Annotated in this window: 16 protein-coding genes; 1 reads left to right on the top strand and 15 read right to left on the bottom strand. The window is 70.2% G+C overall.

The window, feature by feature from the left end:
• The first annotated feature begins 27 nt into the window (after positions 1–27).
• On the top strand, positions 28–870 hold the full coding sequence (locus ACXKZB_RS08375; protein ID WP_488825659.1) for a hypothetical protein: 843 nt from the start codon (positions 28–30) through the stop codon (positions 868–870).
• Positions 871–954: 84 nt separating this feature from the next.
• On the opposite strand, the gene ACXKZB_RS08370 is transcribed toward ACXKZB_RS08375, so the two are convergent.
• The 15 genes from ACXKZB_RS08370 to murD all read right to left on the bottom strand — a co-directional run bounded on the left by ACXKZB_RS08370 (position 955) and on the right by murD (position 18,193).
• Entirely contained in the window at positions 955–1,764 is an 810-nt protein-coding gene (locus ACXKZB_RS08370) for a hypothetical protein (protein ID WP_488825658.1), read from the bottom strand.
• A complete protein-coding gene (locus ACXKZB_RS08365; protein ID WP_488825657.1) occupies positions 1,761–2,111 on the bottom strand; it encodes a DUF2200 domain-containing protein in 351 nt (116 codons plus the stop codon). Before ACXKZB_RS08365 ends, ACXKZB_RS08370 begins: the two co-directional genes overlap by 4 nt.
• A 13-nt stretch (positions 2,112–2,124) precedes the next feature.
• Positions 2,125–5,607 carry a DNA polymerase III subunit alpha gene (gene dnaE, locus ACXKZB_RS08360; RefSeq protein ID WP_396291110.1) on the bottom strand — a complete coding sequence of 1,161 codons (3,483 nt, stop codon included), beginning with the start codon at positions 5,605–5,607 and terminating at the stop codon, positions 2,125–2,127.
• A gap of 477 nt (positions 5,608–6,084) precedes the next feature.
• Positions 6,085–7,014, bottom strand: a complete 930-nt coding sequence (locus tag ACXKZB_RS08355; protein ID WP_488825656.1) for an RluA family pseudouridine synthase — start codon at positions 7,012–7,014, stop codon at positions 6,085–6,087.
• Positions 7,011–7,700, bottom strand: a complete 690-nt coding sequence (gene lspA / locus ACXKZB_RS08350) for a signal peptidase II (RefSeq protein WP_488825654.1) — start codon at positions 7,698–7,700, stop codon at positions 7,011–7,013. Before lspA ends, ACXKZB_RS08355 begins: the two co-directional genes overlap by 4 nt.
• Before the next feature lie 2 nt (positions 7,701–7,702).
• Positions 7,703–8,389: a DivIVA domain-containing protein gene (locus ACXKZB_RS08345; protein ID WP_340197015.1), complete on the bottom strand. Its 687-nt coding sequence runs from the start codon at positions 8,387–8,389 to the stop codon at positions 7,703–7,705.
• A 208-nt stretch (positions 8,390–8,597) separates the two neighbouring features.
• A complete protein-coding gene (locus ACXKZB_RS08340) occupies positions 8,598–8,894 on the bottom strand; it encodes a YggT family protein (protein ID WP_111085780.1) in 297 nt (98 codons plus the stop codon).
• Positions 8,895–8,964: 70 nt separating this feature from the next.
• Complete coding sequence (locus tag ACXKZB_RS08335) at positions 8,965–9,540, bottom strand: cell division protein SepF (protein ID WP_488825653.1); 576 nt, start codon at positions 9,538–9,540, stop codon at positions 8,965–8,967.
• 43 nt (positions 9,541–9,583) lie between these two features.
• A complete protein-coding gene (locus ACXKZB_RS08330) occupies positions 9,584–10,306 on the bottom strand; it encodes a YggS family pyridoxal phosphate-dependent enzyme (protein ID WP_488825652.1) in 723 nt (240 codons plus the stop codon).
• A 7-nt stretch (positions 10,307–10,313) separates the two neighbouring features.
• Positions 10,314–11,474: a cell division protein FtsZ gene (gene ftsZ / locus ACXKZB_RS08325; RefSeq protein ID WP_111085783.1), complete on the bottom strand. Its 1,161-nt coding sequence runs from the start codon at positions 11,472–11,474 to the stop codon at positions 10,314–10,316.
• Between the two features lie 145 nt (positions 11,475–11,619).
• Positions 11,620–12,909 carry a cell division protein FtsQ/DivIB gene (locus ACXKZB_RS08320; RefSeq protein WP_488825651.1) on the bottom strand — a complete coding sequence of 430 codons (1,290 nt, stop codon included), beginning with the start codon at positions 12,907–12,909 and terminating at the stop codon, positions 11,620–11,622.
• Positions 12,906–14,327, bottom strand: coding sequence for a UDP-N-acetylmuramate--L-alanine ligase (murC, locus tag ACXKZB_RS08315; RefSeq protein WP_488825650.1), 1,422 nt, complete (start codon positions 14,325–14,327; stop codon positions 12,906–12,908). Before murC ends, ACXKZB_RS08320 begins: the two co-directional genes overlap by 4 nt.
• Positions 14,324–15,439, bottom strand: coding sequence for a UDP-N-acetylglucosamine--N-acetylmuramyl-(pentapeptide) pyrophosphoryl-undecaprenol N-acetylglucosamine transferase (locus tag ACXKZB_RS08310; protein ID WP_488825649.1), 1,116 nt, complete (start codon positions 15,437–15,439; stop codon positions 14,324–14,326). Before ACXKZB_RS08310 ends, murC begins: the two co-directional genes overlap by 4 nt.
• On the bottom strand, positions 15,436–16,695 hold the full coding sequence (gene ftsW / locus ACXKZB_RS08305; protein WP_456795958.1) for a putative lipid II flippase FtsW: 1,260 nt from the start codon (positions 16,693–16,695) through the stop codon (positions 15,436–15,438). The genes ACXKZB_RS08310 and ftsW overlap by 4 nt, the downstream gene beginning before the upstream one ends.
• Positions 16,664–18,193 carry a UDP-N-acetylmuramoyl-L-alanine--D-glutamate ligase gene (gene murD, locus ACXKZB_RS08300; RefSeq protein ID WP_488825648.1) on the bottom strand — a complete coding sequence of 510 codons (1,530 nt, stop codon included), beginning with the start codon at positions 18,191–18,193 and terminating at the stop codon, positions 16,664–16,666. Before murD ends, ftsW begins: the two co-directional genes overlap by 32 nt.
• Between the last annotated feature and the right edge of the window lie 4 nt (positions 18,194–18,197).

Below are 18,197 nucleotides of genomic sequence, written 5' to 3'. Positions count from 1 at the left end.
ACTGAGCTCACCCGAAGGACTCACACCATGCCCCGACCCCTCGGTCGATCGCGACGCCTGACGGTGTCCGCGATCGCTGCTTCTTGCCTCACCATCGCTGCGCTCCTCGGTACCGCCGTCCCGGCACAGGCCGCAGCGTCCCCGTCCAAGATCGCGATCACCGCGACCTCGACGACCAGCAAATCGAAGGTGGTGAAGGGCGACAAGCTCACCCTCAGCGGCTGGACCTCCGCCAACCTCCGGAACCAAGTTCTCAACGTGTACGTCGTCCGAGGCAAGAACACCGCGGCGCTCGGGGTGTCCACCCGTGTGAACTCGGCCAGCAAGTTCAAAGTCACCATCCCGGTGAACCAGAATGCCGGCTCCGTCAAGTACGTCCTCCGGTTCGCCGGGACCAGGACGCTCGCGAAATCCCAGGCCGTTCAGGGCATCTACGTCTGGCAGTGGTTCCCGCTGACCGAGCAGGAGATCGTGGACGAGAACAACTACTCCGCGATGTCTGCAGTCTCGAACGTCCGCGTTGCAGGGACGCGCTACCCCTCCGCGATCGCAGGCGAGTACTGGATGAGTGGCGACGACTCCACGTGGTCCGAGTGGAACCTCGGATACCACTGCACGACGTTCTCGTCGAAGTTCGGGGTCACGGACGAGTCGGAGTCCGGCAGTCACGCTGCGATGAGCGTGTCAACAGACGGCACCACCAGGTACTCGACCGATGTCGGCGTCGGACAGGTTCGTGGAACCTGGTTCGACATCACCGGATCCTTCCGCCTGCGGCTGACGGCTCAGTCCACGGCGGCGCCACGACTCTTCCCCGCCTTCCCAGTGGCACGAGTTCTCTGCTCGGTCAACCCGAACCCTGCTGCATAGCGGGACCCGAAGAAGAAGTCGTTGCTCTTGCCCCAGGCCGTGTCATGACGGGAGGCCCGTGGCGGACCCGCCACGGGCCTCCCGTCAGACGACCGCGTCGATGATCGCACGGTGGCGTGCGATGCTCGTCGCGTCCCACGCACCCAACAGGTGCAGCGTCGCGATGCGGAACGCGAGGGCCCGGACCAGCAGCTGCCGCCACTCGGGCTCACCGGCTCCGAGCGTGTCGAGTCGCTCGACCGCGACGCCGTGCCAGCACACCGCGTCGACGGCCGCGATCGCGGTGCCGAACGCCGCCGGACGCCAGTACGGCGGCCAGTCGATGATCGTCGGTGCTGACGCCTCGGCGAACAGCACGTTGCCGAGCAGGTCACCGTGGACCAGCTGCGACGGCGCGTGGACCGGACGGAACGACGCCGCGAGCCGGTCGAGGGTGGGGTCCGTCGACAGCGGTTCCTCGCCCCACGCCATCCGGTCGGCACGGGCCCACGGGTCCGTGGCGGCTCCGGTGGTGGACGCCGTGCCGAGGAACGCTGGTCGATCGACGCCCGCGACCGCGCGGTGGAAGGCACGGCCTGCCTGGACCACGTCCTCGACGCGGGACTCGTCGGCTCGACCGGCGACGAACTCCCAGGCCTCCCAGTTCCCCGACCGCCAGCTCCCGTCGTGGGTGGCCACCGGGCGGGGTGTGCGGAACCCGGCCGAGTGCTCGAGGTCGGCCAGGAGGTCGGCACGCCAGTCGGTCACCGCCGGGCCGTCGTGCGGACGGAGCACGACGCCGCCCGCGCGCCAGGTCAGTCCACGCCCGCCCGTGAGCGGCACCGGCATGAACGCTCCCACACCGAACGCGTGCAGCGCCCCGGCGTCGGGAGCGACCAGCTCGGTGCCGTTCACGCGCTCCGCAGCACCTTCGTCATCGGGCGGCCCTTCGCGACCTCGTCGACGAGCTTGTCGAGGTACCGGATCTGCCGCATGAGCGGGTCGTCGAGTTCCTCGATGCGCACACCGCAGATCACGCCGGTGATCAGCGGCGCGTTCGGGTGCACGTGCGCGGCGGCGAAGAAGTCCTCGAACGTGGTCTCGTCGGCAAGGTGTCGCGCGAGCGCCGCCTCGTCGAAGCCGGTCAGCCACCGGATGACGGTGTCGAGCTCGGCCTTCGTGTGGCCCTTCCGCTCCACCTTCGCGAGGTAGTGCGGGTAGACCGCCGCGAAGGGCGTCCCGAAGATCCGGTGTCCGGCCACGGTCACATCCCTGCTACACCAGGCACCGCGGCCCGAGCAGGCTCTTCAGCTCGCCGAACAGGTCGGGTGTCAGGTTCACCGGGAACGGCAGCTCGAACGTGCGCGCGACGTCGTCCTTGAGCAGCTTCAGCCGGACCTCGGTCTCCCCCTGGTGCCGTCCGAGCACGGCTGCGAGCTCCGTCACGGTGGACGTGGTCGCCTGCCGCTCCGGCAGCGACAACGTGAGCGGGCCGGAGCCCATCGCGTCGCCGATCGCCGGCTGGAACATGCTCACCGCGTGCAGGGCCTTGCCGTCGTCGCGGACGTTCACACGACCGCGCAGGACGACGATCGAGTCGGCCACGAGCGACGGCCCGAACTCCTGGTAGGTCTTGCCGAGGAACATCACGCCGATCTGGCCGCCGAAGTCCTCGATGTCGACGATGCCGTACGGGTTGCCGCTCGTCTTCGCCACCCGGTGCTGCACACTCGTCAGCAGCCCCGCGACCGTGACGGTCTCCCCCTCGATCGAGTCGTCGGCCGCGATGAGGTCGGCGATGGTGATCGACTGGTGCTTCGCGAGCTCGATCTCGAGCCCCGCGAGCGGGTGGTCCGAGACGTAGAGCCCGAGCATGTCGCGCTCGAACGCGAGCTTGTCGCGCTTGGACCACTCCGGCCGGTCGGGCACCTGCGACACCGGACCGGTGGCCGGCGACTCCTCGGCGACCTCGGCGAAGAGGGAGTCGAAGTCGAAGCCGACGTTGCCGTGGGCCTCGTCGCGCTTGACCTTGACGGCGCCCTCGACCGCACCCTCGTGGATCTCGACCAGGGCGCGGCGGGAGTCGCCGAACTCGTCGAACGCACCCGCCTTGATGAGCGACTCGACCGTGCGCTTGTTCGCCGACGAGATCGGGATCTTGCGCAGGAAGTCGTGGAACGACTCGAACGCGCCCTTCTCGGTGCGGGCCTTCACGATGTCGTCGACGACGTTGAACCCGACGTTGCGGATCGCGCCCATGCCGAAACGGATGTCCTCACCGACGGCCGCGAAGAAGCCGATCGACTCGTTGACGTCCGGCGGCATGACCTTGATGCCCATGCGGCGGCACTCGTTCAGGTACAGCGCGAGCTTGTCGCGGGCGTCGCCCACCGAGGTGAGCAGCGCCGCCATGTACTCGGCCGGGTAGTGCGCCTTCAGGTACGCGGTCCAGAACGACACGACGCCGTACGCGGCGGAGTGCGCCTTGTTGAACGCGTAGTCGGAGAACGGCAGCAGGATGTCCCACAGCATCTTGATCGCAGCGGCCGAGTAGCCGTTGTCCTGCATGCCCTTCTCGAAGCCCGCGTACTGCTTGTCGAGCTCGGACTTCTTCTTCTTGCCCATCGCGCGGCGGAGGATGTCCGCCTGGCCTAGGGAGAACCCCGCGACCTTCTGCGCGATGGCCATGACCTGCTCCTGGTAGATGATCAGGCCGTAGGTGCCGCCGAGGATCTCCGACAGCGGCTCTTCGAGCTCCGGGTGGATCGGCGTGATCGCCTGCTCGCCGTTCTTGCGGAGGGCGTAGTTCGTGTGCGAGTTCGCACCCATGGGGCCCGGGCGGTACAGGGCGATGAGCGCGGAGATGTCCTCGAAGTTGTCGGGCTTCATCAGGCGCAGCAGCCCACGCATGGGTCCACCGTCGAGCTGGAAGACACCGAGCGTGTCACCGCGCTGCAGGAGCGCGTACGCCTCGGGGTCCTCGAGTCCCATGGTCTCGAGGTCGAGCTCGATCCCACGGTTGGTCTTGATGTTGTCGAGGGCGTCACTGATGATCGTGAGGTTGCGGAGCCCCAGGAAGTCCATCTTGATCAGGCCGAGCGACTCCGCTGCCGGGTAGTCGAACTGCGTGACGACCTGGCCGTCCTGCTCCCGCTTCATGATCGGGATGATGTCGATGAGCGGGTCGCTCGACATGATGACGCCGGCCGCGTGCACGCCCCACTGGCGCTTCAGCCCCTCGAGCCCGAGCGCGGTGTCGAAGACGGTCTTCGCCTCGGGGTCGGTCTCGACCACGGTGCGGACGTCGACGGCTTCCTTGTAGCGCGGGTGGTCCTTGTCGAAGATCCCGGTGAGCGGGATGTCCTTGCCCATCACGGGCGGCGGCATGGCCTTCGTGAGCTTCTCACCCATGCCGAACGGGAACCCGAGGACGCGCGAGGAGTCCTTCAGTGCCTGCTTCGCCTTGATCGTGCCGTACGTGACGATCTGCGCGACGCGTTCGGACCCGTACTTCTCGGTGACGTACTTGATCGCCTCACCGCGGCGACGGTCGTCGAAGTCGACGTCGAAGTCGGGCATCGAGACGCGGTCCGGGTTCAGGAAGCGCTCGAAGATGAGCCCGTGGCGGATCGGGTCGAGGTCGGTGATGCGCATCGCGTAAGCGACCATCGACCCGGCACCGGAACCACGGCCCGGGCCGACGCGGATGCCGTTGTTCTTCGACCAGAGGATGAAGTCGGAGACCACCAGGAAGTACCCGGGGAACCCCATCTGGTTGATGATGCCGACCTCGTAGTCGGCACGCTCCTGGACCTCGGCCGGGATGCCGCCCGGGTACCGGTACTCCAGCCCCTTCGCGACCTCCTTCTCGAACCAGGAGTGCTCGGTCTCCCCCTCGGGCACCGGGAACTTCGGCATGTAGTTGGCCGAGGTGTCGAACTCGACGTTGCAGCGCTCGGCGATCAGCAGGGTGTTGTCGCACGCCTCGGGGTTGTCGCGGAAGACGTGCCGCATCTGCTGCGGGGACTTCAGGTAGAACTCGTCGGCGTCGAACTTGAAGCGGTTCGGGTCGTTCAGCGTCGAGCCCGACTGCACACAGAGCAGGGCGGCGTGCGACTTGGCGTCGTGCGAGTGCGTGTAGTGCAGGTCGTTCGTGCCGACCAGCGGGATGTCGAGGTCCTTCGCCAGCCGGATGAGGTCGCTCATGATCCGGCGCTCGATCTCGAGCCCGTGGTCCATGACCTCGGCGAAGTAGTTCTCCTTGCCGAAGATGTCCCGGTAGTCGGCGGCGGCCTTGACGGCTTCGTCGTACTGGCCGAGGCGCAGACGCGTCTGGACCTCGCCCGAGGGGCAGCCGGTCGTGGCGATGATGCCCTCGTGGTACTCCTGCAGCAGCTCGATGTCCATGCGCGGCTTGAAGTAGTAGCCCTCGAGCGAGGCCTTCGACGACAGCCGGAACAGGTTGTGCATGCCCGTGGTGTTCTCGGCGAACATCGTCATGTGCGTGTACGAGCCGGCGCCGGAGACGTCGTCGCCACCGCCGTCGCCCCAGCGCACACGGGTCTTGTCGGTGCGGTGCGTCCGGGGCGTGATGTACGCCTCTGTCCCGATGATCGGCTTCACGCCACCGGCCTTGGCGGCCTTCCAGAACTCGAATGCGCCGAACATGTTGCCGTGGTCGGTCACCGCCACGGCCGGCATGCCCTGCGCAGCGGTCTCCTGCACGAGGTCGCCGAGCCTGGCCGCGCCGTCGAGCATCGAGTACTCGCTGTGCACGTGCAGGTGGACGAAGGAGTCGGAATCCGCCACGGAACCTCCGGTCGAACGAGCTGCTTGCGGGACGCGAACAGCCTAACCGCGACCGAGGACAAACCCGCGCGCGTCGGAGCGGTCTCCCGCCGAGGTCGCACGACACGCCGCACGCAGTCCGGCGAGGGTGCAGGAACCGACGCGTGGCGGGCGCGAGGTGTGCAGATCGTGGCCCCTCGGCGGTGGAGTCCGCGCGTGGCGGGCAGGAGGCACGGGGCGGGGCCGAGACGGGCCTCCCGACCGGAGCACGCGCGCAACGCGCCCGTGGCGCCCCTGTCGAGGTTCCACGACATGCCGCCCGCGCATCGCCGAGGTTCCACGAACCGGTGCCGAGGGCGCCGACATGCCGAGATTTCGGAACCTCGACGGACCACGCGGCGACACGACACGGCCGACGCGACCGCGCGGGCCCGACGCGCGCCCCCGTCAGGACGAGGCGGCGCGGATCCGGTCGAGCGCGAGGCGCAGGTCGTCCGGGTACTCCGCCCGGAACGACACCCACTCACCGGTGCGCGGGTGGTCGAACCAGAGGCGCACGGCGTCGAGCCACTGGCGCGTCAGCCCGAGCTCCTGTGCGAGCGCCGGGTCCGCGCCGTACATCGTGTCGCCGACCAGCGGGTGGCGCGTCGCCGCCATGTGCACGCGGATCTGGTGGGTGCGGCCGGTCTCCAGGTGCACCTCGAGCAGGGTCGCCGAGCGGAACGCCTCGAGCGTCTCGTAGTGGGTGACGCTCGGCTTGCCGTCGGCGGTGACCGCGAACTTCCAGTCGCTCGACGGGTGCCGCCCGATGGGGGCGTCGACGGTACCCGAGGTCGGGTCGGGGTGCCCCTGCGCGAGCGCGTGGTAGACCTTCTCGACCGTGCGCTCCTTGAAGGCACGCTTGAGGTGCGTGTAGGCGAGCTCGGTCTTCGCGACGACCATGAGCCCGGACGTGCCGACGTCGAGGCGGTGCACGATGCCCGCGCGCTCCGCGGCACCCGAGGTGGCGATCGTGAAGCCGGCGGCCGCCAGGCCCCCGGGCACGGTCGGGCCGTCCCACCCGGGCGAGGGGTGTGCGGCGACGCCGACGGGCTTGTCGACGACGACGATGTCCTCGTCGTCGTGCACGATCGTCATCCCCGGCACGACCGCCGGCACGATGCGCGGCGGCTCCTTCGGGGACCACTCGACCTCGAGCCACGAGTCGGCGTGCAGGCGGTCCGACTTCTCGACGGGGACGCCGTCGACCCGGACCCCGCCCGCTGCGACGACGTCGGCCGCGAACGACCGGCTGAACCCGAGGAGCTTCGCGATGGCGGCGTCGACACGCTCGCCGGCGAGCCCGTCGGGGACGGGGAGGGAACGCGACTCGGTCACGTGGCGTCGTGCCCCAGCGTGTCGCGACGGTCGCGGCGGTCCGGACGGGAGGCCCGCTCCGGCTCCGCCACGTCGGCTGCGGGCGATCCCGCGTCGGCTGCGGGGACCGAGAACGCGGCCCCGCCGTCGAGCGGCTCCGCCGTGTCCGCCTGTGCTGCGCGCTTGGCCGAGACCGTGCGGGACCCGTCGAGGTTCACGCCGACGATCACCAGCAGCACGAAGACCACCATGCTGATGCAGATGAACGAGTCGGCGACGTTGTAGATCGCCGGCATCATCCACGGGGTGGAGATGAAGTCCACCACGTGGCCTCGGCCGAAGCCGGGTTCACGGAAGAGCCGGTCGATCAGGTTGCCGAGCGCGCCGCCCAGCAGCATGCCGAGCACGACGGCCCACCACATCGAGCGGATCCGCCGCGAGTAGATGATGATCGCGACGACGACCGCGGCCGAGATGACCGAGAACACCCACGTCATGTTCACCGCGAAGGAGAACGCCGCCCCGGGGTTCCGGACGTACAGGAACTGGAGCGCCCCGCCCAGGACCGGGACGGGGGTGCCGTACGGAAGGTTCGCGACGACCAGCGCCTTGGCGACCTGGTCGAACGCCACCACCACGACAGCGGCGAAGGCCAGTGCCGCGATAGCGCGGACACTGACCTTCGCTCGTGTTGCTGGTCGCGACAACGTCAGTTGCCGAAGCCCTGCGCCGATGCCGGCGCCGGGGTGAGACCGGACTGCTCGTTCGAGGAGTCGAGCTCGGAGAGCTGCCCCTGGATGTAGCTCTTGAGCTGGGCGCGGTAGTCGCGCTCGAACGTCCGGAGCTCGTCGATCTTGCCCTCGAGCTGGCGCTGCTCCTGCTCGAGCACCTGGACACGCTGACGGTTCGTGTTCTCGGTGTCGGCGATGATCTGGCGCTGCTTGGCCTCGGCCTCGGAGACCAGACGCGCTGCCTGGGCGGTGCCCTCGGCGATGAGCGCGTCGCGCTTCTCGATGCCTTCGCGGACGTGCTCCTCGTGGAGACGGCGCGCGAGCGTCAGGAGGTTCGTGGTGCCCTCGGTGTCCTCGTCCGCCGGGACCGTGGTCGCCGGGGCAGCCGCTGCGACCGGAGCGGGCTCGGGAGCCGCCTCGACCGGGGCCGGCACGGGCTCCGGCTCGGGCTCGGCCGCCGGAGCGGGCTGCTCGGTCTGCGCCGACTGCGGAGCGGACTCGGCCGCCTGCAGGCGCTGGCGGAGCTCGTCGTTCTCCGCGGTCAGGCGGCGCAGCTCGACCACGACCTCGTCGAGGAAGTCGTCGACCTCGTCCTGGTCGTAGCCCTCGCGGAACTTCGTCGGCTGGAACCGCTTGTTGACTACGTCTTCCGGCGTCAAAGCCATTGCCGTCACCTCAATAGAACTGCTGAACGTGTGGAACCACTTGCGTCGCGACCGAACCTACCAGTCGCGCCCTGTGGTGCGGATGCCGCGCCGGAGGCGAGCATCGATCCCGACCACCGTACACCGACGACGGACCGGAACGATCACCGCGCTCTCGGCGCGGCGCGTGTCGCGGGCCAGGATCGACCCGGGAAGGACCCGGATCGGGTCAGACCGCGACGGCGATCCCGTTGACGACGACCCGGGCGATGATCACGACGAGCATGACGATCGTCCAGCCGAAGTCGAGTGCCACCGGCCCCATGCGGAGCGGCGGCAGGACCCGCCGGACCGCGCGGATCGGCGGGTCGGTGATCGTGTAGACGAACTCGGAGACCACGAGCAGTCCCCCGCGCGGTCGCCAGGACCGGTTGAAGTTCTGCACGAGGTCGAGCGCGAACCGCCCCCACATCACGAAGAAGTACAGCAGGAGGGCGAGGGAGATGATCCCTAGGATCACGGACACGATGGGGCTCGCTCGTCTCGGGCGAGCGGCGTCATGCGACGACGCTCACGGGCGGGTGGCCGCGGGCGGCTCAGGACTGGGCGAAGAAGTTCGCCTCGATGTCGGACTCTACCTCAGCCGGCTCGCCGCTCACTGCGACGTGTGCGGGCGACAGGAGGAAGACCTTGTTCGTGACGCGCTCGATCTTGCCGTACAGGCCGAGCGACAGGCCCGACGCGAAGTCGATCATGCGACGAGCGTCGTTCTCGGTCATCTGCGAGAGGTTGATGATGACGGGGATGCCGTCGCGGAAGCTCTCGGCGATGGACTGGGCGTCCTTGTACTCGCGCGGGTGGACGGTGAGGATCTCGTTCATTTCCTGGACCGGGGTCGCCTTCTGTGCGGTCGTGTGCGAGCGGCGGAGCGGAGTGACCTGGGCGCCGCGCTGGTGGGTGTGCGTCTTGGGCGCCGGAGCGGCGGCCGGGGCCGGAGCCGCGGCGGCGGCGGGAGCGTCCGCCGGGGCGGCCGACTCCTGCGGCGCGGCCGCCTTCGCCTCCGGGGCCTGCTGCCGCGCGGGGGCAGCCTGCTGCGGCTGCTCGTCCTCGTAGTCGAGTTCCTCGTCGGCGAGGCCGAGGTAGACCATCGTCTTCTTCAGCGGGTTGGCCATGGTTCCTCCGGAGGTTGGTGCACGTGGATGCCCTGCAACGAGGCTAGGGTGCCGCCGGCCGATTTCCCGTGATTGCGGTGCCGATCCGCAGGTGTGTCGCGCCCTCGAGCACGGCGTCGGCGTAGTCGCCGCTCATGCCGGCCGAGATGTCGGTGGCGCCGGGTGCGAGTGACACGACCCGCTCGGAGATCGTCCGGAGTCGTGCGAAGGCCGCGCGGGGTTCCTCGTCGAGGGGTGCGACCGCCATGACGCCCCGCAGCCGGATCGTGCCGGTCTCGAGCACGCGTGTGGCCATCGCCTCGACGTCGTCCGGTTGCACGCCGCCTCGGCCGGGGTCGTCGGTCAGGTTGACCTGCACGAACCCGTCGATGACCGGCGGCTCCGGTTCGGCCTCCGTCGGCGCGAAGGCGTCCACCACCGAGGTGCGGTCGAGGGACTGCACGACGTGCGCGTACCGACGGACCTGCCGGGCCTTCTTCGACTGCAGCTGCCCGACGAAGTGCCAGGTCAGGGCGAGGTCGTCGAGCTCGGCGGCCTTGGACTGGGCCTCCTGGTGGCGGTTCTCCCCCACGTCGGTGACCCCGAGCGACGCCAGGGCCCGGACGAGGGATGCCGGGTGGTACTTCGTGACGACGATGAGCGTGAGGTCGTCGGCCGAGCGCCCGGCGGCGCGCGCCGCGTCGGCGATGCCACTCCGGACGGACGCGAGACGCGCCTCCAGTCCGTCGTCTGGTGACGAGGACGGGAGGCGCGGATCACCTGCCATGGAACGGTTACTTCAGGAAGTCGGGGACGTCGAGCTCGTCGTCGTCGTCGAACGCCGGGTCGGCGGCGCGCTGCACCGGCGGCTGGTGCTCCTGCGAGGCCCAGGACGGGCTCGACGTGCTGGAGTCCTCGATCGCACCGGTCGACGCGGCGACGGGGGCCGTCGCGCTCGACTCGGGGTCGACGTAGCTCGAGCGACGCTCCTTCTGCTGCTGCGCCGGCTCGCCGCCGTCGAAGCCCGCGGCGATGACGGTCACGCGGACCTCGTCGCCGAGGGTGTCGTCGATGACCGCACCGAAGATGATGTTCGCCTCGGGGTGCACGGCTTCCTGCACCAGACGGGCGGCGTCGTTGATCTCGAAGATGCCGAGGTTCGAGCCACCCTGGATCGAGAGCAGCACGCCGTGCGCGCCGTCGATCGAGGCCTCGAGCAGCGGCGACGCCACGGCGAGCTCCGCGGCCTTGATGGCGCGGTCGGCACCCCGCGACGAGCCGATGCCCATGAGCGCGGATCCCGCACCCTGCATGACGGACTTGACGTCGGCGAAGTCGAGGTTGATGAGACCAGGGGTGGTGATGAGGTCGGTGATGCCCTGCACGCCGGCGAGGAGCACCTGGTCGGCGGTGGCGAAGGCCTCGACCATCGAGATGCCGCGGTCGCTGATCTCGAGCAGGCGGTCGTTCGGTACGACGATGAGCGTGTCGACCTCGTCCTTGAGCCCGGCGACGCCGTTCTCGGCCTGCGACTGACGACGCTTGCCCTCGAAGCTGAACGGCTTCGTGACCACGCCGATGGTGAGCGCGCCGATGGACTTGGCGATGCGGGCGACGACGGGCGCACCACCCGTGCCGGTCCCACCGCCTTCGCCGGCGGTGACGAAGACCATGTCGGCACCCGCGAGGGCCTCTTCGATCTCTTCGGCGTGGTCCTCGGCGGCACGACGGCCGACCTCGGGGTCCGCGCCGGCGCCGAGACCGCGGGTGATCTCGCGGCCGACGTCGAGCTTGACGTCGGCGTCGCTGAGCAGCAGCGCCTGGGCGTCGGTGTTGATCGCGATGAACTCGACGCCACGGAGGCCGAGTTCGATCATCCGGTTGACGGCGTTGACGCCGCCGCCGCCGACACCGACGACCTTGATGACGGCGAGGTAGTTGTGGTTCGTGGTCACGTCAGTCAGGCCTCCGGTTGAACCCTCAACCTCTACTTGAAGTTCAGGGGCAATGCTGGTAGATGTGGTGCTGGCTCCGACGCTACGGGTGGGTTCCGCGCACTGTCGCCCCGCCACGCCGCGTGTCGCCGATCAGGTCGGCAATTCAGTCCTTCGCGCGGATCACGCCGTTGTCCGGTGCCGACACGTCGTACTCGACGACGACGCCCGGGTTCCGTGCCGCGTGGTCCTTCACCAGGGCGGCGAGCAGCGCGGCCTTCGTGTCGGAGTCGTCGGGGCTCCCCCACACGACGGTCGAGCCGTCCTTGAGGGTCAGGGTCACGTCGTCGGCGGTGGACCCGGCGACCCGCGTGACCTGCGACCGCACCGTCGAGGGCAGCGCCAGGACGACCTCGGTCATGGTGCGGAAGCTCGAGGACCCGAGGCGCGCGCGGGCGATGTCGGCGAGCGGCATCGTGGCCGGACGCTTCGGCGACGACTGCACGACGATGCCGGCCGGGTCGACGAGGTCGAACGAGCTGCCGGACTTCACGGCCACGACGGGCGTGCGCTCGGTGACCGTCACGACGAGGGTGTGCGGCGGCGCCTCCTCCGTCACGTAGCTCTCGATGAGCGGGAAGCCGGCGATGTCCTGCTTGATCGCGTCGAAGTCGAGTCGCGCGAGCGGCGTGCCGACCTGGTCGGACAGTGCCTGTCGCAACGCGGTCTCGTCGACGCGGTTCGTGCCCTTCACCTCGATCGTCTGCAGCGCCATCAGCGGCGAGAAGACCGCCACCAGGATCGAGACGCCGAGCACGAGCACGATGCCGGCCGCGGTGATCCAGGCAGCGCGCCGGTGACGGCTGCGGCGGGTGAAGCGACGGACCTCTGCCCGTTCGAGCAGGCGGCGGCGGCGCTTCGCGACGCGCGCCTCGCGTGCGGTCTCGGCCGCGCGGACGCCGGCACCGATCGGTGCGTCGTCGTGGTGGACCGGCCGGGAGGCACTGCCCGCGTCGAGCACGTCCGTCACGGTCGCGTCCTGGTCGCGTGCACTGCCCGCCGCGCCCCCGGACGGTCGTCGCGCCCCGTCTCCTCGGGGCGCGTTGCCCGCGTCGGGGCGCGAGTCGCGGTGGTCCTCGTCCGGCGTGTACTCGCGCAGGCGGTCGGCGACGGCCCCGAAGCCGGCGCCGACGCGGCGGCCGGCCGCGCCCGCGAGGGTGCCGACGCGGTCACGCGTCGAGTCGGCAGCATCGGTGGTCGGGGTGGTGGGGGCCGGGGCCTCGTCGACCGCAGCCGACTCGTCGGACGCGGGACGGGCCTCCCGGTCGTCCGCGGAGCGCCCACGGAACGGGAGCCGCGGCATCGAGGGACCACGACGCTGCCGGGGCGCGTCGGCGCCCTCGGCCGGGACGTCCCTGCGGACGTCCCCCTCGTCGAACCCCTCTGGTCGCTTCACCGCGTCAGCGCGCCGTCGTCGTGGAGGGCACCGAGCACCTGCGGGATGATCCGGTACACGTCACCGCAGCTGAGCGTCATGATGATGTCGCCGTCACGGGCGACCGCGGCGGCACGGGCGGCGGCCTCGTCCCAGTCGGGCAGGAACTCCACGCGGGACTGGTCGGCGAACCGCTCCTGCACCAGGGCACCGGTCACGCCGGGCTCCGGGTCCTCGCGCGCACCGTAGACGTCGAGGACGACGGTGTGGTCGGCGAGTTCCTCGTAGACCCGGGCGAAGTCACCGGCCATCAGGCGGGTGCGGGAATACAGGTGCGGCTGGTGGATGGCGATGATGCGGCCGTCGCCGACGACGTTGCGGGCGGCTTTCAGTGCCGCCGCGACCTCGGTCGGGTGGTGCGCGTAGTCGTCGTAGACGGACACCCCGCGCTCGACGCCGTGCAGTTCGAAGCGCCGCTGGGTGCCGCCGAAGGCCTCGAGCCCGCGGATCGCGTCCGCGGCGCTGACGCCCAGGCCGGTCAGGACCGCGAAGGCGCCGACGGCGTTGATCGCGTTGTGTCGGCCCGGCACGCGCAGTGTCAGGTGGTGTGCTTCGCCGCCGGCGCGGAACTCGACCTCGACGCCCGCGGCCTCGGTGATCCGCTCGATGCGCACGTCGGCGTCGACGGCCTCGCCGAAGGTGACGACCTCGGGGGCGTCGGCGCGCTGCCGGATGCCGGCCGTGACGGTCTTGGCACCGGCGTCGTCGCTCGAGATGACGATGCGCTCGCTCGCCTTCGCGGCGAACTCGACGAACGCCTCGGTGAACGCCTCCTCGCTGCCGTAGTGGTCGAGGTGGTCGGCGTCGACGTTCGTGATGAGGGCCACGGCGACGTCGTAGAGCAGGAACGAACCGTCGGACTCGTCGGCCTCGACCACGAACAGATCGCTCGTGCCCGGCGCCGAGCTCGTCCCGAGCGATTGGATGACGCCGCCGTTGACGAAGCTCGGGTCGAGGCCGAGCTCGACCATCGCGGTGACGATCATGCCGGTCGAGGTGGTCTTGCCGTGGGCACCGGCGACCGCCACGAGACGGTGCTCGGCGATCAGGGCGGCCAGGGCCTGCGACCGGTGCAGAACCGGCAGACCGCGGCGCTGCGCCTCGAGCAGTTCGGGGTTGTCCGGCCACAGCGCGCTCGTGACGACGATGGTGTCCGCGTCGCCGACGTTCGCGGCGTCGTGGCCGATGTGCACCGCGGCACCGAGGTCGCGCATGATGCCCGTCGTCTCGGTCTCGCGGGAGTCGCTGCCGGTGACGCGGTGGCCGGCGGCCAGGAACATCCGTGCGATGCCGCTCATGCCGGCGCCGCCGATGCCGACGAAGTGCACGGTGCCGAGGTCGTCCGGGATCGGCTGCGTCAGGTCGGGCTTGATGGTCATGGTTCCTCCGTGGTGCTGGCTGCGCCGGTGCCGTGCTGCGCGTGCCTCGCGGCGTCGAGGACGAGGTCGGTCATCCGGTCGGCACCGTCGCGGTGCCCGACGCTGCCCGCCCGGACCGTCATGTCCGCGATGCGGGACCGGTCCTGCAGGATCGTCAGGAGCTGGAACGTCACCCAGTCCTGGTCGAATTCCCCGTCCGCCACGAGCACCGCTCCCCCGGCGTCGACGACGTCCTTCGCGTTGTGGCGCTGCTCGCCGTTGCCGACAGGGTACGGCACGAGCACGCTCGGCAGCCCGACCGCGGTGAGCTCGCAGACCATGCCGGCGCCGGAGCGCGACACGACGAAGTCGCTCGCCGCGTACGCCAGGTCCATCCGGTCGCAGTACGCCAGCACGTGGTAGCCGTCGAGGTCGCTCGGACCGATGTCGGACGCCGCACCGACGACGTGCAGGACCTGCCAACCGGCACCCACGATCGTCGCCGCGGACGCGTTGATCGTGCGGTTGATGCTGCGGGCGCCCGATGAGCCACCCGTGACGAGCAGCACGGGGCGGGACGGGTCGAGCCCGAACTCCGCGAGGGCCGCAGGCCGGCTCGCACGACGGTCGAGCGACTCGATCTCACGCCGGAGCGGCATGCCCACGACCCGGCCGTGCCGCAGTCGGGTGTTCGAGAAGGTCAGGCCGACGTGGTCGGTGAGGAACGCGGCGAGGCGGTTGGCCAGCCCGGGCTTCGCGTTCTGCTCGTGCACGACGATCGGGGTGCCGGTGCGCCGGGCCGCGATGTACGCCGGTGCCGCCGCGTAGCCGCCGACGCCGAGGACGACCTCGACCTCGCGCTCCCGGATGATCTGCTCGGTGCGCTTGACGGCCGCTGCGAACCGCTGCGGGAAGCGCAGGGCTGCGCCGCCCAGCTTCCGGGGGAACGGGAGACGCGGGATCGTGAGGAGCTCGTAGCCGCGCATCGGCACCAGGCGGGACTCGAGCCCCTCGGCGGTGCCCAGGACGAGCACCTCGGCGTCCGGCTCTCGCTCGGTCAGCCGGTCGGCGACCGCGAGCAACGGGTTGACGTGGCCGGCGGTGCCCCCGCCGGCGAAGAGGTACTTGCTCACCGGAGTCGTCCGTTCGTGGTGGTGCTGTCGAGGGGCGGGTTCGTGGTGCGCGGGTCGTTCTTGCCGGGCAGATCACGGGCGAACGACAGCACGACGCCGATCGCCACCAGGGTCATGATGAGCGCGGACCCGCCGGCCGAGATGAGCGGCAGTGGGACGCCGAGGACCGGGAGCAGGCCGAGGACCACGGCGATGTTCACCAGCGCCTGGCCGATGATCCACGCGAGGATGCCGCCCGTGACGGTCTTCACGAACGGGTCGCGGGACTGCCGGATGATCTTGATCATGCCGACGGCGAGCACGACGAACAGTGCGAGCACGACGACGGCGCCGATCAGCCCGAGCTCCTCGCCGATGATCGCGAAGATGTAGTCGTTGTCCGCCTCCGGCAGCCACGACCACTTCGCCTTCGAGTTGCCGAGCCCGACGCCGAACACGCCACCGGACGCCAGCGCCCACATGCCGTGCACGGGCTGCCAGCACAGGTCGGCGTACTGGTTCGAGTCGGTGCAGCCGGACAGCCACGCGCTGATGCGCACCTGACGGGACGACGAGGCCATCGTCACGAACGGCAGCATGACGGCCATCGCCGCCAGGCCGACCAGCAGGTGCCGAGCCCGGGCGCCGCCGACGTAGAGCGCACCGAGGACCAGGATGAGCATGATCATCGCGGTGCCCTGGTCGCCACCGAGGATCACGAGGCCGAGCGACAGGAGCGAGGCGATCCCGATCGGGATGAACACCTCTTTCCAGTCGTCGAGCTTGTCGCGCTTGACGTACATGATCGCGCCGATGCCGAGCACCAGTCCGAGCTTGACGACCTCGGACGGCTGCGCGGTGAACGAGCCGATGCCGATCCAGTTCCGGTTGCCCTGGACGTCGATGCCGAGCGGTGTGTAGACGAGGAGCTGCAGGGCGAGCGCGGCGCCGAGCAGGCGCATCGCCCACTTCCGCCACAGCCGGGTCGGGACACGACTCGCGACGAGCATGAGCGGCACGCCGAGGACGGCGTAGAGGCCCTGGCGGGACGCCGCACCGAAGAAGTCGTGCGTCGCGGCGTACTGCTCGACACTCGACGACGACAGGACCATCACGACGCCGAAGACGACCAGGAACAGCGTGACGCCGAGGATCGTGTAGAAGGTGCTCGACTCGGCGACGAAGACGTTCTTGACGGCGACGAGTGCGCCGTTCGTGCGACGCGGGGTGCCCGTCGCCGGCGTGCTACGACTGTTCGGAAGATCCGTCGTCGCCATCGGCGTTGCCTCCCAGGTGCTCGTGGACCGCCGCCGCGAAACGACGCCCCCGGTCGGCGTAGGAGCCGAACTGGTCGAACGACGCAGCCGCCGGGGCGAGGAGGACCGTGTCGCCCGGTCTCGCGACCGATGCGGCATGCCGGACCGCCTCGGGCATGACCTGATCAGTGTCCGTCGTCTCCACCTGGAGCACCGGCACCCCGGACGCGTGTCGCGCGAATGCCTCCAGGACGGGGGTCCGGTCGGTGCCGATCACCACGACGGCGCGCACCTCGGGGCCAAACCGCTCGACGAGGGCGTCCACGTCGACGCCCTTGAACAGGCCCCCGACGATCCAGACGACGGTGTCGAACGACGCCAGTGACGCGGTGGCGGCGTGCGGGTTCGTCGCCTTCGAGTCGTCGACCCACGCGATGCCCGCCGACTCGGCCACGAGCTCCGTGCGGTGGTGGTCGGCGCGGAAGGCGCGGACCGCGGAACGGATCGCGCTCGGCTGGACCGTGCCGGCGCGGGCGAGCGCGGCGGCGGCGAGCACGTTCATCGTCATGTGCGGGCTGGCGAGCCCGGCGGCCTCGAGGTCGGCGACGGTCGAGAGTTCGAGCGCGCTGTTCCGACGGTCCTCGGTGAAGGCCCGGTCGCAGAGGACGTCCTCGACGATGCCGACGTCGCCGGGCGCGGGCACCCCGGGCGTGAAGCCGACGGCACGGCAGCCCTCGACCACGTCGGCTTCTTGGACCATGTCGCGCGTGACGTCGTCGGCGGTGTTGTAGACGCACGCCATCACGGTGCGCTCGTAGACCTTGGCCTTCGCGGCCCGGTAGGCCGCGGCGGAGCCGTGCCACTCGAGGTGGTCGTCGGCGATGTTCAGGCAGGCGCTCGCGAGCGGCACGACCGCACCGTCCCCCGAGGTCGCCATGTAGTGCAGCTGGTGGCTCGAGAGCTCGACCACGAGGACGTCGTAGCCGTCCGGGTCGCGCACGACGTCGAGCACCGGCACACCGATGTTGCCGCAGGCCACGGCACGCAGGCCGCCGGCCTCGTACATCGCGGTCGTGAGCTGCGTGGTGGTGGTCTTGCCGTTGGTGCCCGTGATCGTGATCCACGGCGCCGCGACCGGGCCGCGCACGACCTTGTCGCGCACGCGCCAGGCGAGCTCGATGTCGCCCCACACGGTGCTGTTCCGGACGGACCACTGCACGGTCGCGTTGTGCGGCGGCAGGCCGGGCGACACGATGACGACGTCGGGCGCCTGCTCCTGCAGCGCGGCCGGGACGGCGTCGAGCGGGGTCTGCACGAAGCGGGCCCCGATGACGTCGAGCAGCTCGACGCTGTCCGACGGCGCGTCGGTCGAGTACACCGTGACCGCGCTGCCGAGCTCGACCAGGGTGTCGGCGACCGAGAAGCCGGTCGCGCCGAGGCCGAGGACGGCGACGTTCAGGCCCTTCCACCCCTCGGCGTACCAGCTGTCGAGGGACTCGAGGCGGGAGGACGAGGACACCGGG

The sequence above is a fragment of the Curtobacterium sp. ABR8 genome (genome assembly GCF_057812125.1).
Note: the sequence above shows the minus strand (reverse complement) of the source record. Positions and strands in the feature narration are given on the sequence as shown.